The 11973-nt window shown below is 70.1% G+C and carries 12 protein-coding genes; 8 read left to right on the plus strand and 4 right to left on the minus strand.

Annotated elements, in window-relative coordinates:
- Window positions 1-37 precede the first annotated feature (37 nt).
- Window positions 38-1321 carry a type III PLP-dependent enzyme domain-containing protein gene (locus tag J8M50_RS30605; protein ID WP_010352717.1) on the minus strand — a complete coding sequence of 428 codons (1284 nt, stop codon included), beginning with the start codon at window positions 1319-1321 and terminating at the stop codon, window positions 38-40.
- A gap of 78 nt (window positions 1322-1399) precedes the next feature.
- On the opposite strand from J8M50_RS30605, the gene J8M50_RS30610 reads away from it, so the two are divergent.
- Window positions 1400-1999: a hypothetical protein gene (locus J8M50_RS30610; protein ID WP_010352718.1), complete on the plus strand. Its 600-nt coding sequence runs from the start codon at window positions 1400-1402 to the stop codon at window positions 1997-1999.
- Here the strand turns inward: J8M50_RS30610 and J8M50_RS30615 are convergent.
- On the minus strand, window positions 1996-3348 hold the full coding sequence (locus tag J8M50_RS30615) for a M14 family metallopeptidase (RefSeq protein ID WP_010352719.1): 1353 nt from the start codon (window positions 3346-3348) through the stop codon (window positions 1996-1998). The genes J8M50_RS30610 and J8M50_RS30615 overlap by 4 nt on opposite strands.
- Before the next feature lie 197 nt (window positions 3349-3545).
- On the opposite strand from J8M50_RS30615, the gene J8M50_RS30620 reads away from it, so the two are divergent.
- Window positions 3546-4859 carry an Nramp family divalent metal transporter gene (locus tag J8M50_RS30620; RefSeq protein WP_010352720.1) on the plus strand — a complete coding sequence of 438 codons (1314 nt, stop codon included), beginning with the start codon at window positions 3546-3548 and terminating at the stop codon, window positions 4857-4859.
- Between the two features lie 27 nt (window positions 4860-4886).
- Here the strand turns inward: J8M50_RS30620 and J8M50_RS30625 are convergent, their stop codons facing one another.
- The gene (locus tag J8M50_RS30625) at window positions 4887-6065 is read right to left on the minus strand and encodes a hypothetical protein (protein ID WP_010352721.1); all 1179 of its coding nucleotides are present in this window, start codon (window positions 6063-6065) and stop codon (window positions 4887-4889) included.
- A 59-nt stretch (window positions 6066-6124) separates the two neighbouring features.
- Window positions 6125-6634 carry a SigE family RNA polymerase sigma factor gene (locus J8M50_RS30630; protein WP_010352722.1) on the minus strand — a complete coding sequence of 170 codons (510 nt, stop codon included), beginning with the start codon at window positions 6632-6634 and terminating at the stop codon, window positions 6125-6127.
- 310 nt (window positions 6635-6944) lie between these two features.
- On the opposite strand from J8M50_RS30630, the gene J8M50_RS30635 reads away from it, so the two are divergent.
- Genes J8M50_RS30635 through J8M50_RS30660 form a run of 6 tightly spaced genes read left to right on the plus strand, consistent with a single transcriptional unit; the run spans window position 6945 to window position 11962 of the window.
- Entirely contained in the window at window positions 6945-7808 is an 864-nt protein-coding gene (locus J8M50_RS30635; RefSeq protein ID WP_040836025.1) for a hypothetical protein, read from the plus strand.
- 47 nt (window positions 7809-7855) lie between these two features.
- The gene (cpaB, locus tag J8M50_RS30640; protein WP_010352724.1) at window positions 7856-8563 is read left to right on the plus strand and encodes a Flp pilus assembly protein CpaB; all 708 of its coding nucleotides are present in this window, start codon (window positions 7856-7858) and stop codon (window positions 8561-8563) included.
- Between the two features lie 10 nt (window positions 8564-8573).
- Complete coding sequence (locus J8M50_RS30645; protein WP_010352725.1) at window positions 8574-9818, plus strand: CpaE/TadZ family protein; 1245 nt, start codon at window positions 8574-8576, stop codon at window positions 9816-9818.
- A 5-nt stretch (window positions 9819-9823) separates the two neighbouring features.
- Entirely contained in the window at window positions 9824-10255 is a 432-nt protein-coding gene (locus J8M50_RS30650) for a TadE/TadG family type IV pilus assembly protein (RefSeq protein WP_010352726.1), read from the plus strand.
- Window position 10256: 1 nt separating this feature from the next.
- Window positions 10257-10628: a TadE/TadG family type IV pilus assembly protein gene (locus J8M50_RS30655; protein ID WP_010352727.1), complete on the plus strand. Its 372-nt coding sequence runs from the start codon at window positions 10257-10259 to the stop codon at window positions 10626-10628.
- Entirely contained in the window at window positions 10625-11962 is a 1338-nt protein-coding gene (locus J8M50_RS30660) for a TadA family conjugal transfer-associated ATPase (protein ID WP_010352728.1), read from the plus strand. The genes J8M50_RS30655 and J8M50_RS30660 overlap by 4 nt, the downstream gene beginning before the upstream one ends.
- The last annotated feature ends 11 nt before the right edge of the window (window positions 11963-11973 follow it).

Genomic DNA, 11973 nt, shown 5'->3' on the forward strand with positions numbered 1-11973 from the left:
GTCCCACGGGACTGAGACGGACCGCCCCCGCCGCCGACTAGAAAAACGTCCGTACGTATTCGGCCACCGTGCCGTCCGCCTCCACCACCGGGATGAGCGGCCACTTCTCGAACGTCGTGCACGGATGCGACAGCCCGAGCCCGACCCAGTCACCGACCTCCAGATCCACGCCGGGTCCGGTTTCCAGCCAGGCGTGCTGATCGGAGAGCGCGGTCACCGAAATGCCGTCCGCCGTACGCTCGTCGCTCCCGCGCCGGATCACCTCGACGACCGGCAGCCCGAGGTCGTACGCCACGTCCCGCTTGCCCGCGTTGAGGAACGCCTGGTGCGCGGTGGGCCTCGACACGACCTGCGCCCAGAGCCTGAACGCCGGTTCCAGGGAGCCCTCTTCGGGTACGCGGTTGAAGGGTGTGCGGTCGCGGTAGTGCAGGTGGTCGTGCGTGACGTACGCCCCCGAGCGCAGCAACTTCAGTACGGGCGCCGAGAGTTCGGGCATCTCCGCGAGGACGTCCGTCACCGCGTCGAACCACTCGCTGCCGCCCGCGCTGACGACGATCTCCGGCCCCGAGAAGCGCCCCTCGCGGTCGAAGTCGACGGCCAGCGCGACGAGTTGCCGGGTCCAGTCGCGGACGGCGTCCGCTGTGGCGTCCGGCACCTGAGCCTCGTACCCTGCCACGCCCACGAGTTGGAGCGTGCGCGTCTTGGAGACCGCGTCGGCGACGACCGACGCCTCCGTGCGCACGCCGGTGCGCCCCTCGGGCCCCGCCGCGAGTTCGACGACCACTTCCAACGGGCGTACCGCACCCGCCTCTTGGAGTGCCGCGTCCATCAGCTCGACGCCGCGTACGGAGTCGACGTAGCAGATGTGGCGGAAAGCGGGGTCGGCGTCCTGTTCGGCGGCGAGCCAGCGGAGGGCGGCTGCGTCGACGAGTTCGTTGGCCAGGAAGATGCGGGAGATGCCGAACTTCCGTGCCACGCGGACCTGGTGGGGCATCGCGAGGGTGATGCCCCAGGCGCCGTGGGCGAGTTGGCGGTGGAAGAGGGCCGGGGCCATCGTCGTCTTGCCGTGCGGGGCGAAGGCGAGGTGGTGGCGGGTCGTGTACGACTCCAGGAGCGCGAGGTTGTGGGCCAGGCGCTCGGCGGAGAGGGTGAGGACCGGGGTGGGGAAGCCGCCCGTGAACAGGTTGCGGCGTTCGGCGGTCAGCTCGGCGACCGTACGGCCGTCGGCGTCCGGCGGGAGGCCCTTGAAGCGGTGGTCGAGGCGCTCGGCCGCGAGGCCGGCGAGGGGCTCCGGGGCGCCGGACGTACGGGACAAGGTCACTCCAGGTCGCGGCTCTGTCGTATAACGAAGTCGGGGCCGACTGTGTGCGGCACAGGATCTTCGACCATACTGCCCGCTGTGGAGCAGCGCATAGGACCGAGCAGCAAGCCCCTGGAAGGCGCCGGGTTCGACCCGGCCTTCATCCCCGGGCTCACCTCGCCCGTGGCGGCGAAGCCCTCCGGGGAGACGGCAGAGGAGCCCGAGGACGCGAAGCCCTCGCCGGAAGCGGCGGCTTCGGAGGACGGCGCGAAGCCTTCGGAGGAGGCCGCCGTCGAGACGGCCCTCGACGAGGAGGCTTCCGGCGAAGAGCCTTCCGGCGAAGAGGAGGAGGCGCCCGTCGACGGCCCCGTCTTCGAGGCGTCCGACCGCCGTGCCTCCTTCGTCGCCGACCACAAGGGTGTCCGCCTCGCCCTCGACGACCAGAACTGCGAGTTCCGGTGGGACGAGATCGGCGCGGTCGAGACGGAGACGACCCGCTTCGGCAAGCGGTTCACGATCACCGTCCACACGCCCGACCGCCGCTGGTACCCGATCGAGATCGAGGCCAAGTCCCGTTCCGCGTTCCCCGATTGGGAGCGCGAACTGGACGCCGTCCTCGACGCGTACTTCGAGGACGGCGCCCAGCCGGAGCAGTCTGAAGAGACCGCGCCGGAAGAGACCGAACCGGAAGAGGACTAGCAGTACTGCGCCTGCTTCCCGATCGACCGGTACATACAGTCGGAGTTCTCCAGCAGTTGCAGCACCGCGTCCCGGTTGCGCGACGTCTCCCGCTCGATCACCTCGTCGGGCGGGTAGAAGCCGCCGCCGGACGAGGACGACGGGTACATCTCGAAGGTGAACGAGAAGATCTTGTGCGTGCCCCAGAGGTAGTCGTCGATCGACCCGTCGGTGATGTACAGGTCGCTCGACTGCTCCGGGGTGTACCCGTTGCTCGCGGCCATCTTCTGCCCGACGGCCTTGAACGCCGCGTTGTCGTCGGCGGTCATGCCGGTCGTGGTGTCGGCGTTCGTGTACCCGAACGGCCACAGCACGAGCTGGCTGTACGTGTGGAAGTCGATGTTCGTCTTGATCTGCTGCACCCCGCCGACGACCCGGCTGCGGACGAAGTCGGCGACGACCTTCACCTCGGGCGCGGACTCGGCGGCCGTGCCCCGGTACGTCTCGGAGGACGTCGACCCCGAGGAGCCGCCGCAGCAGCCCCAGCGGTAGTTCCAGTTCCGGTTGAGGTCCGTACCGACCGCGCTGGAACCGGAGTTGGGCTGCCGGTTCTTGCGCCACGAGCGGTACGAGCCGGTGGCGATGTCGTACTCGCCGCCGTCCGGGTTGAGGTCGGGGACGATCCAGATCTCGCGCCCGTTGACCATGTTGGTGATCCGTGAGTCGGTGCCGTACCCGGCGCCGAGTTCGCGGATCAGGTAGAGCGCCATCTCGACGGTGAGGTGCTCGCGCGCGTGCTGGTGGTGCGTGAACAGCACCTCGGGCTCGGCCTCGTCGGTGCCGACGTTGTCGCTGATCTTGATCGCGTAGATGTCCCGGCCCTGGTACGACGTGCCGATGACGCGCTTGCTCATGATGCTCGGGTAGGCCGCGAGCCGCTGGTTGATCTCCGCGTTCATCTCGGCGTAGTTGTGGTAGCCCGAGTCCGCCGAGGGGAAGTCGTACAGCCGCAACTCGTCTTCGGCGAGCCGGTCCGGCGCGGCGCCGAGCGGGGTCACCTCGTACCCGGCCGCCTTGAGCTGCTTGATCTGGTCGCTGCGGCCCGATACGACGACGGCCTCGGAGTCCACCTCGTCGATGCTGACCCCGGCCCGCATGATCGCGGTGCGCACGGGCGCGGTGTTGTTGTGGACGTGGATCTCGTACTGCCGGATGTCGTCCGAGGCGGGGGCGGCCTTGGTGGCGCTGTCCGCCGAGGCGCTGGTCATCGACGCCGAGACGGGGGCGGCGAGCGTCAGCGCGAGGAGGGTGGCGAGTGCGGCGCTGCGTCTGCCTGATCGGGGGTTCGAGCCGCGGATGCGAAGGCGCATGAGGTCTCCTTGTGTCTCCAGTCCGTCCGGATTGTCCGGAGGGGTGGGGGTGGAGCAGGGGAGCTTTGCTGTGTACGTGCTGTGCGGCGTGTCGCTCATGGTCGGGGGTATGGCATGAGCAGGTCAAGAGCGCCTCATGGGTGGACCTCGTGCACGCCCTCTTGCCGTATACGAGACTTTGCGCATCCTTGACGTTCATGGCGGACACCACGGGAAACCCCACGACCCACGCCCCCTCCACCCCCGTTCCACGCAAGGCCAGTTGGCGCCACATCGGACCCGGCGTCGTCGTCGCCGCGACCGGTGTCGGCGCCGGTGACCTGGTCGCGACGCTCATCGCGGGCAGCAACTTCGGCTACACGCTCCTCTGGGCGGCGGTGATCGGCTGCCTCGTCAAGATCTCCCTCGCCGAGGCCGCCGGACGCTGGCACCTCTCCACCGGCCGCACCCTCTTCGACGGCTGGGCGAGCCTCGGCCGCTGGACCCTCTGGTTCTTCGGCGTGTACGCCGTGATCTGGGGGTTCGTGTACGGCGCGGCGGCGATGTCGTCCAGCGCGCTGCCGCTCCAGGCGCTGTTCCCGGACGTGATGGACCTCAAGTGGTGGGCCGTCGCCTGCGGTCTCTCCGGACTGGTCTTCGTCTGGTTCAACAAGTACGCGGTGTTCGAGAAGGTCATGACGGTGCTGGTCGGCGTGATGTTCGTCGTCACCGTCTACCTGGCGATCCGGGTGACCCCCAACATCCCTGACGCCGTCGCCGGGTTGCTCCCGGTCCTGCCCGAGGAGAAGGACTCGGTCCTCAACACGCTCGGCCTGATCGGGGGCGTCGGCGGGACCATCACCCTTGCGGCGTACGGGTATTGGGTCAACGCGAAGGGGTGGACCGACTCCGGGTGGATGAAGGTCATGCGGCTGGACAACCGGGTCGCGTACGTCACGACCGGCATCTTCGTCGTCGCGATGCTGTTCGTCGGGGCGGAGCTGTTGCACTCCGCGAACGTCGCGATCGCCAGTGGGGACAAGGGACTTGTCCAGCTGAGCGACATCCTGGAGGCCGAGTACGGCTCCGCCACCGCCAAGTTCTTCCTCATCGGGTTCTTCGCGACGTCGTTCACCTCGCTGATCGGGGTGTGGCACGGGGTGAGCCTGATGTTCGCGGACTTCGTCTCCCGGGTCAGGGGCGCCGGCGACTCGACCGCCGAGGACATCGCGTCCGGCGTCCGCGAGCGGTCGTGGCCGTTCCGCGCGTACCTGCTCTGGCTGACGTTCCCCCCGATCGTCCTGCTGTTCCAGGGGCAGCCGTTCCGGCTGATCATCCTGTACGGGGTGCTGGGCGCCGCGTTCCTGCCGTTCCTCGCGCTGACCCTGATCTGGCTGCTCAACTCCCGCCGTACGCCTGCGGAGTGGCGCAACGGGTGGCTCAGCAACGGGATGCTGGTGGTGGCCGGGGTGCTGTTCGTGGTGCTGTGCGCGAAGCAGGTGTGGGACCAGCCGTGGTCGGAGTTCTTCTGATCGGAGTTGTTCTGAGCCGGAGCCTTCCTACGGGCGCCACTTCGGGCTGAGGGCGATCGTCCGCAGTTCCTTGATGCTCAGCGCCGGGGTGGTGCGGGTGGCCGGGGTCTGCTGCGTGGCCGCGTTGAAGGCGCTGATCACGACGCGGAAGCCGTCCGTGCGCAGGGTGTCGACCGTCCACATCACGACGCCCGAACCGCCCTTCTCGCCGGGGCCCTGGTGGGTGGCCACGAGGGTGCCGTCGGGGAGGGTCTCGGCGCCGGAGCCGAACAGGTCGTCCTTCACGTCGGCCATGTTGGGCTGGACGTTGATCTGGACGTAGCTCTTGCCCTTGCCGTCGTCGACGACGACGTACGCGAACTCGGGGTCGTTGTCGGGGCTCTTGGTGACGACCTTGAGGTGCTTGGGGAGCAGGGAGGTGAGGGTTTTGCCGACGGTTCCGGTCTGGGCGGGGGGAGTTGAGGGGGCGGGTGTTCCGGGGGTGCTGCCCGCTGTGAGCGCGCGCAGTTCCGCCGAGGACACGAGCTTCGTCAACTGGGCGGGGGAGAGTGGGGGGTTGGGGCGGGTGATCTTCTCGCCCTTTTCCGCGGGGGAGTTCCACTCCGTCACGTTCACGTGCGTGCCGTCCGGGGTCGTCAGGTCCGCGTACCAGACTTTTGTCTCCTCGCGGCGATCCGGGTACTCGTACCCCTGGAAGACGGTGACCTGGGAGCCGTCCGCGAGGCGCTGGGTCGTGCACGCGTCGTTGGGGACCAGGACCGGGTCCGGGCAGCCGTCGGTGCCGCGCGAGGAGGCGGGGCCGACGGAGAGGGAGAGCGCGGCGGCGCCCTTGCCGTCGTCGAAGACGCCGGACACGGTGGAGCCGCTGTTCTGGCCGACGGTGAACGTGCCTTTCGGTAGCAGCTTCTTGAGGATCTCGGTGATGTCCGGGGAGGCGGGGTTGGACGCCGGGGTCGATGCCGCCGTCGTACCCGTGCCGACGTCCTGGGGGGTGTCGCCCGGTGAGGTCAGCAGCGCGCCGCCGACGCCCAGCGCCGCCACCCCGGCCACGCTGCCCCCGATCACCGCGAACCGCTGCCGCAGCCGCCGGGTACGGCCCCGGCGGGCGCCGCCCTCGACGAGTTCCGTGCGGTCGGTGGTGAACGTGTCGCCGGTCTCGCGGAGCGTCTCGGCGAGGTGCCGCTCGAAGGGGTCGTATTCGGGCATGGTGAACCGCCTTGTCGGTCAGTGGAGTTGAACTTCAGAACTTCAGGACTGGCAGGACTTCAGGGCCGCGCGTACTCCCCGATCCCCTCGCCCAACAGCTCCCGCAGCCGCCGCAGCGCCCGCGTACTGCGGCTGCGAACGGCCGCCGACGTCGTATGCAGCACGTGCGCGGTCTCCTCGATCGAGCGGTCCTCCCAGTACCGCAGGACGACCACCGCGCGGTCCTTGGGGGAGAGCCGGCCCAGCGCTTGCAGCAACGTCAGCCGCAGCGGCGCGTCCGTCTCGTCGGTGGCCGGCAGGTCGGGGAACGCGTCCGTCGCGCGCTCACCGCTGCTGCGGCGGCGCCGGTGCGTGAGGAAGACGCGGGTGAGGACGGTCTGTGCGTACGCCGCCGGGTTCTCGGCCTTCGAGACGCGCCCCCAGCGGACGTAGATCTTCCCCAGCGCCTCCTGCACGAGGTCCTCGGCCAGGTACGTGTCCCCGGCCGTCATCAGACACGCCGACCGGTACAGCTGCCCGGCGCGCGCCGCGGCGAACTCCGCGTACTCGTCCGCCCGCGACTGTCTCATCCGTATCCCCCTGCTGTACCGGCGCCCTCTGCCCCTGTCGACGCGGTGGCTCCCGGGAAATGTTTCAAGGAAGGCGCGCACTCCGCTTGTGGAGGGTACGTGGAGGTGAGTTGCGGCGGTTTGGGGGCAGTTGACCGGTGGCGCTCCGGAGAAGAGTTCGTTACCGGCTCACGAAAGCTGTTCTCCCCGTGGTGAGGCGTGGATACAGTGCTGAGGTAGTCACGCAATGAAGTCATCCCGGTGCACCGGAGTAACGCCGGTGGGCCGGGTCGCGGGAATCGGGGAGCTGCGCGTGCCAACTGCCATTGCGGTGACCGGCGCGGGTCTCGCGCTGCCCGCGCAGGACGAGCGGACGGTGCCCGCCGTCGTGCTGGAGGGCATCGAACGCCAGCCGCTGGAGCAGGCCGTGGCCATGGTGCAGAGCGCCGTGGAGAGTTACGGCCATCTCGTCGTCGTCTGCTCCAAGGCCGCCCCCGCCGCCGTCGTCCAACGGCTGTACACGGTCCGTTCGTTGCTGGAGAGCGACCGCATAGCCATCCTCCAGCCCGACCTCCCGCCCCTCGGAATCGCCGTGCTGGCCCGCCAGTTGAGGCAGCTCGCCTCCTGCGACCTGAGCCCCGGCGTCCTCGCGTCGGCGGGACGGCTCCTCACCCACTACATCCACGCCGGAGCCCTGCTCGGCTCGGTGGCCCGCCTGGACCACGTACCGGTCACCCTCACCTCGCACGCCCGCTCCTGGGTCCCCGGCAGCCAGTTCGCCGTACTCGCCCACCCCCAGCCGCAGTTGGTGAAGGCCGGGCCCGGAGTCACCGTCCCCGGGCCCGAGTTCGGTACGTGGCTGCTGCTCGCCAAGGGGCAGCTCCCGTCGGAGTGGGTGACCGAGACCCTCGCCCCGGCCTGGCGTGCGCAGGGCCTGCGGGAGACCCCGCTGCCCGCCGAGTCCGCCGTGTGGTGGGGGACCGGCAAGCTCGTCGAGTTCTGCGCCTATCTGCCGGATCTGTCGGTGCTGTACCAACTCGTCACCTCCGTACGGCAGTCGGTGTGCCACTGGTGCGGTGTCGACGTCATCGGCGACCGCTGCGTGTTCTGCTCCGCCACCCCGCCCCCCGTCCCCGCCGAACCGGTCCGCGCGCTCACCACGGGCGGCCCCCGCCACGCGCTCCCGGCAGGCTAGCCCGCCCCGTCCGCTGGACCCGATCCCCCAACGAGGTTGCACGGCTCATGAACTCCCGTCAGCGCCGCGGCGTGATCCTTCTGCTCCTGTCGGTCCTGTGCGCCCTCGGCGCGTTCGCCGGCGTGCTGTCCGTCGTCGACGACGTCAAATCGAAGGTCGGGCCCGAGGTCGCCGCGTACCAGGTCAAGAGTGACGTGGCGCCCTACACCGCCCTGTCCGCCGGGCAGTTCGAGAAGATCTCGATGCCGAAGCGGTGGCTGTCGGACAACGCCGTCACCGACCTCGCCGCGATCCGCGGCAAGATCGCCGTCACGACCCTCAAGGCCGGCTCCCTCCTCCAGAGCGACATGGTCGTCGACCAGCCCGCGCTGCGGCCCGGCGAACAGGAGGTCGCCATCATGATCGACGCGGCGACCGGCGTCGCCGGGAAGATCACGGCGGGCGCGTCCGTCAACGTGTACGCCACCTTCGAGGGCGCCCGCGACGCCGACCCGGACGTCTCGAAGATCATCGTCACCAACGCGCGCGTCCTGGACGTCGGCAAGCTCACGGCCCTCGAACCCGACCGCGACGACCGCTCCACCGGCCCCACGCAGGCGGTGCCGATCACCTTCGCCCTCTCCACGCTGGACGCCCAGCGGATCACGTACGCCGAGTCGTTCGCGAAGCGGGTCCGGCTCGCCCTGGTCGCGCCCGGCACCGGCACGGCCGTCCCGGAGAAGGACCGCACCTACCAGCTCGCCACGGACAAGTGAGAGGCCGACCATGCCCACGAGGATCCTCCCGGCCGTCGGCGACGCGGACGCGGTCCGCTCTCTCGTCTCCCTGCTGAGCCAGCTGCCTGACGCGGAACCGGTGCCGCCGGTCACCGACTCCACCCAACTCGTCGACACGCTCGCCCGGTTGGCCGCCGAGTCCGTCGACGAGCTGCCCGAGGTCGTCGTCGTCCACGAACGCATCGGCCCCGTACCGGCGTTGGAACTCGTCCGCGAAGTCGCCCTGCGCTTCCCGGCGGTCGGCGTCATCCTCGTCACCAGCGACGCGAGCCCCGGCCTCTTCTCCGCCGCGATGGACTCCGGCGCGCGCGGCCTCATCACCTTCCCCCTCGCCTACGACGACCTCGCGACCCGCGTCCAGGCCGTCGCCCAGTGGTCCACCGGCGTGCGGCGCCATCTGGGCGGCTCCACCGACGTGTTCACCGGCCCCGGCGGCACGGTCGTCACGGTCAGCGGGGCGAAGGGGGGCGTCGGCACGACCCTGACGGCGATCCAACTCGCCCTGGCCGCCCAGGCGTCGGGCCGTACGACGGCCCTGTGTGACCTGGACCTCCAAACAGGCGACGTCGCCTCTTACTTGGACGTCCAGTTCCGCCGCTCGGTCGTCGACCTCGCCGCCATCACCGACATCTCCCCCCGCATCCTCGCGGAGGCCGTCTTCCGCCACGACACGGGCGTGGACCTCCTGCTGGCCCCCGGCGACGGGGAGCGCGGCGAGGAGGTCACCGACAGGGCGGCCCGCCACATCGTCGGCGCCCTGCGCGCCCGGTACGAGGTGGTGGTGGTCGACTGCGGCGCACAGCTCAGCGGCGCGAGCGCGGCGGCGGTGGAAACGGCGGACACGGCGTTGCTGGTGACGACGCCCGACGTGGTGTCCGTCCGAGGCGCCAAGCGAACCGTCCGCATGTGGGACCGCCTCCAGATCCGCAAGGCGGAGGAGACGACGGTGGTGGTCAACCGCCACTCCCGAGCAACGGAAATCCAACCGGCCCTGATCCAAAAAATCACCGGAACAGCCCTGGCGACGACGGCAGTTCCGGCCCACTTCAAGGAGCTACAGGCGGCTGTCGACTCGGGCCGCCTCCACGCCCTGGACCCCAAGGGCTCGGTACGCCAGGCCCTTTGGGCTCTTGCGGGCGAACTCGGCCTCGCCAAAGCCTCGGAGGCACCACAGGGACGCAGGGCGCGCGGCGGGGACCGGGGGTCGGCGGGCCTGCGGCGGCGGAAGGAGTGAGCGCGATGGGACACCGACTCACCGGCGCGACGAGATGCCGGCCCGCCGTTGCCGCGCCACGCCGCCTCACCGGCGATCGCGGCCAAGTCGCCGTCGAGTTCATCGGCATGCTCCCCGTCATCCTCGTCACCCTCATCGCCATCTGGCAGTGCGTGCTGGTCGGTTACACGTACACGCTCGCCGGGAACGCCGCCGACGCGGCCGTGCGGGCGGGGACGGTCGTGGAGCCGGGGGCGCGGCCGGGGGTGTGCCAGGAAGCGGGGACCGAGGATCTGCCGAGCGCCTGGCAAGGGGACGCGGAGGTGGGGTGCACCGGGTCGGGGTTCGTCACCGCCACCGCCACGCTTCATGTACCCGTGCTCTTCCCGGGAGTTCTGTCCCTCCCCTTCGACGTCATCGGACGCGCGGGGGCCGTCGAGGAATGGCACGGGCCCTGACATGAAGAAGCGTCGTGGAGACCGGGGGCAAGTCGCCATCGAGTACCTGGGGTTCCTGCCGATCCTGCTGCTCGTCGGGATGGCCGTCGTCCAGCTGGGGATCATCGCGTACGCGGGACAGCAGGCCGGTACGGCGGCGCGGGCCGGGGCGCGGAGCGAGGCGCGGGAGGCCGGGACGGCGGGGCAGGCGTGCGGGGACGCCGTCAGCAGCTGGCTCGCGGACGGGACCAGCTGCGTGTCCACGAACCTCGGGACCGACGTAAGGGTCACCTCCTCCGTCGCCATCCCGTCCGTGTTCTTCGGGTGGGGCGACTTCGGCCCCGCGCAGCGGACCGCGACCATGCCGAACGACCAGCGAACGGAGTCCCCATGAGCCTCAGGGCACGGATCAACACGCCCGAGGAGAACGGCAGTCGGGGCGAGGACGGCCACCTGGTCGCGACGTACCGCGCGAAGCTCCTGGAGGAGATCGACCTCGCGGAGATGACGTCGCTCGCGGCGGCCGAACGCCGCGCACGGCTCGAACGCGTCCTCGGCCACATCATCAGCCGCGAGGGCCCGGTCCTGTCGACGTCCGAACGCGCCAGGCTGATCAGGCGAGTTGTCGACGAGGCCCTGGGGCTGGGCATCCTGGAGCCGCTCCTCGAAGACGCCTCGGTCACCGAGATCATGGTCAACGGCCCGGACGCGATATTCGTCGAACGCGGCGGCAGGGTCGAGCAGTTGCCGCTGAGGTTCGCCTCGGCGGACCAGCTGATGCAGACCATCGAACGCATCGTCTCCACCGTCAACCGCCGCGTGGACGAGTCGAATCCGATGGTCGACGCCCGCCTCCCCTCCGGCGAGCGCGTCAACGTCATCATCCCGCCGCTCTCCCTCACCGGCCCGATCCTCACGATCCGCCGCTTCCCCCGCTCCTTCACCCTCCACGAACTCGTCGGCTTCACCTCCCTCGACGAGCACATGCTGTTCCTGCTCGCGGGCCTCGTGCAGGCCAAGTTCAACGTGATCGTCTCGGGCGCGACCGGCACCGGCAAGACGACCCTCCTCAACGCCCTGTCCGGACTGATCCCCGAGGGCGAGCGGATCATCACCATCGAGGACTCGGCGGAACTCCAGCTCCAGCAACAGCACGTCGTACGGCTGGAGTCGAGGCCGCCGAACGTCGAGGGCAAGGGCCACATCACGATCCGCGACCTGGTCCGCAACTCCCTGCGCATGCGCCCCGACCGGATCGTCGTCGGCGAGGTCCGCGGCGGCGAGTCCCTGGACATGCTCCAGGCGATGTCCACGGGCCACGACGGCTCGCTCGCCACCGTCCACGCCAACAGCGCCGAGGACGCCCTCACCCGGCTCCAGACGCTCGCCTCGATGTCCGACGTCGAAGTCCCCTTCGTCGCCCTGCACGACCAGATCAACAGCGCCGTGGACGTCATCATCCAGCTCACCCGGTTCGCCGACGGCGCCCGCCGGATCACCGAGATCGCGATCCTCGACAGCCACGGCGGCGAACCGTACCGGCTGGCCACCGCCGCCCGCTTCGACGCCCTGCCGATGTCCTCCGACGGCCGCATCCACGGCAGCTTCCGCTACTTCCCCCTCCCGCGCCGCACCGCCGACCGCCTGTACATGGCGAGCCAGCCCATCCCGCAGGCGTTCGGCGTGGCCCAGACCCCGGCCGAACTCGCGATCCGAGAAGCACGCTAGGCAGGACGACC

Source organism: Streptomyces acidiscabies (genome assembly GCF_020010905.1).
In the GTDB taxonomy this organism is placed as follows: domain Bacteria; phylum Actinomycetota; class Actinomycetes; order Streptomycetales; family Streptomycetaceae; genus Streptomyces; species Streptomyces acidiscabies.

Coding starts and splice junctions, on each gene's coding strand:
- cpaB (WP_010352724.1), top strand. CDS start 7,856: ATGAACTCCCGTCAGCGCCGCGGCGTGATCCTTCTGCTCCTGTCGGTC.
- J8M50_RS30655 (WP_010352727.1), top strand. CDS start 10,257: ATGAAGAAGCGTCGTGGAGACCGGGGGCAAGTCGCCATCGAGTACCTG.
- J8M50_RS30625 (WP_010352721.1), bottom strand. CDS start 6,065: ATGCCCGAATACGACCCCTTCGAGCGGCACCTCGCCGAGACGCTCCGC.
- J8M50_RS30650 (WP_010352726.1), top strand. CDS start 9,824: ATGGGACACCGACTCACCGGCGCGACGAGATGCCGGCCCGCCGTTGCC.
- J8M50_RS30615 (WP_010352719.1), bottom strand. CDS start 3,348: ATGCGCCTTCGCATCCGCGGCTCGAACCCCCGATCAGGCAGACGCAGC.
- J8M50_RS30645 (WP_010352725.1), top strand. CDS start 8,574: ATGCCCACGAGGATCCTCCCGGCCGTCGGCGACGCGGACGCGGTCCGC.
- J8M50_RS30660 (WP_010352728.1), top strand. CDS start 10,625: ATGAGCCTCAGGGCACGGATCAACACGCCCGAGGAGAACGGCAGTCGG.
- J8M50_RS30620 (WP_010352720.1), top strand. CDS start 3,546: ATGGCGGACACCACGGGAAACCCCACGACCCACGCCCCCTCCACCCCC.
- J8M50_RS30630 (WP_010352722.1), bottom strand. CDS start 6,634: ATGAGACAGTCGCGGGCGGACGAGTACGCGGAGTTCGCCGCGGCGCGC.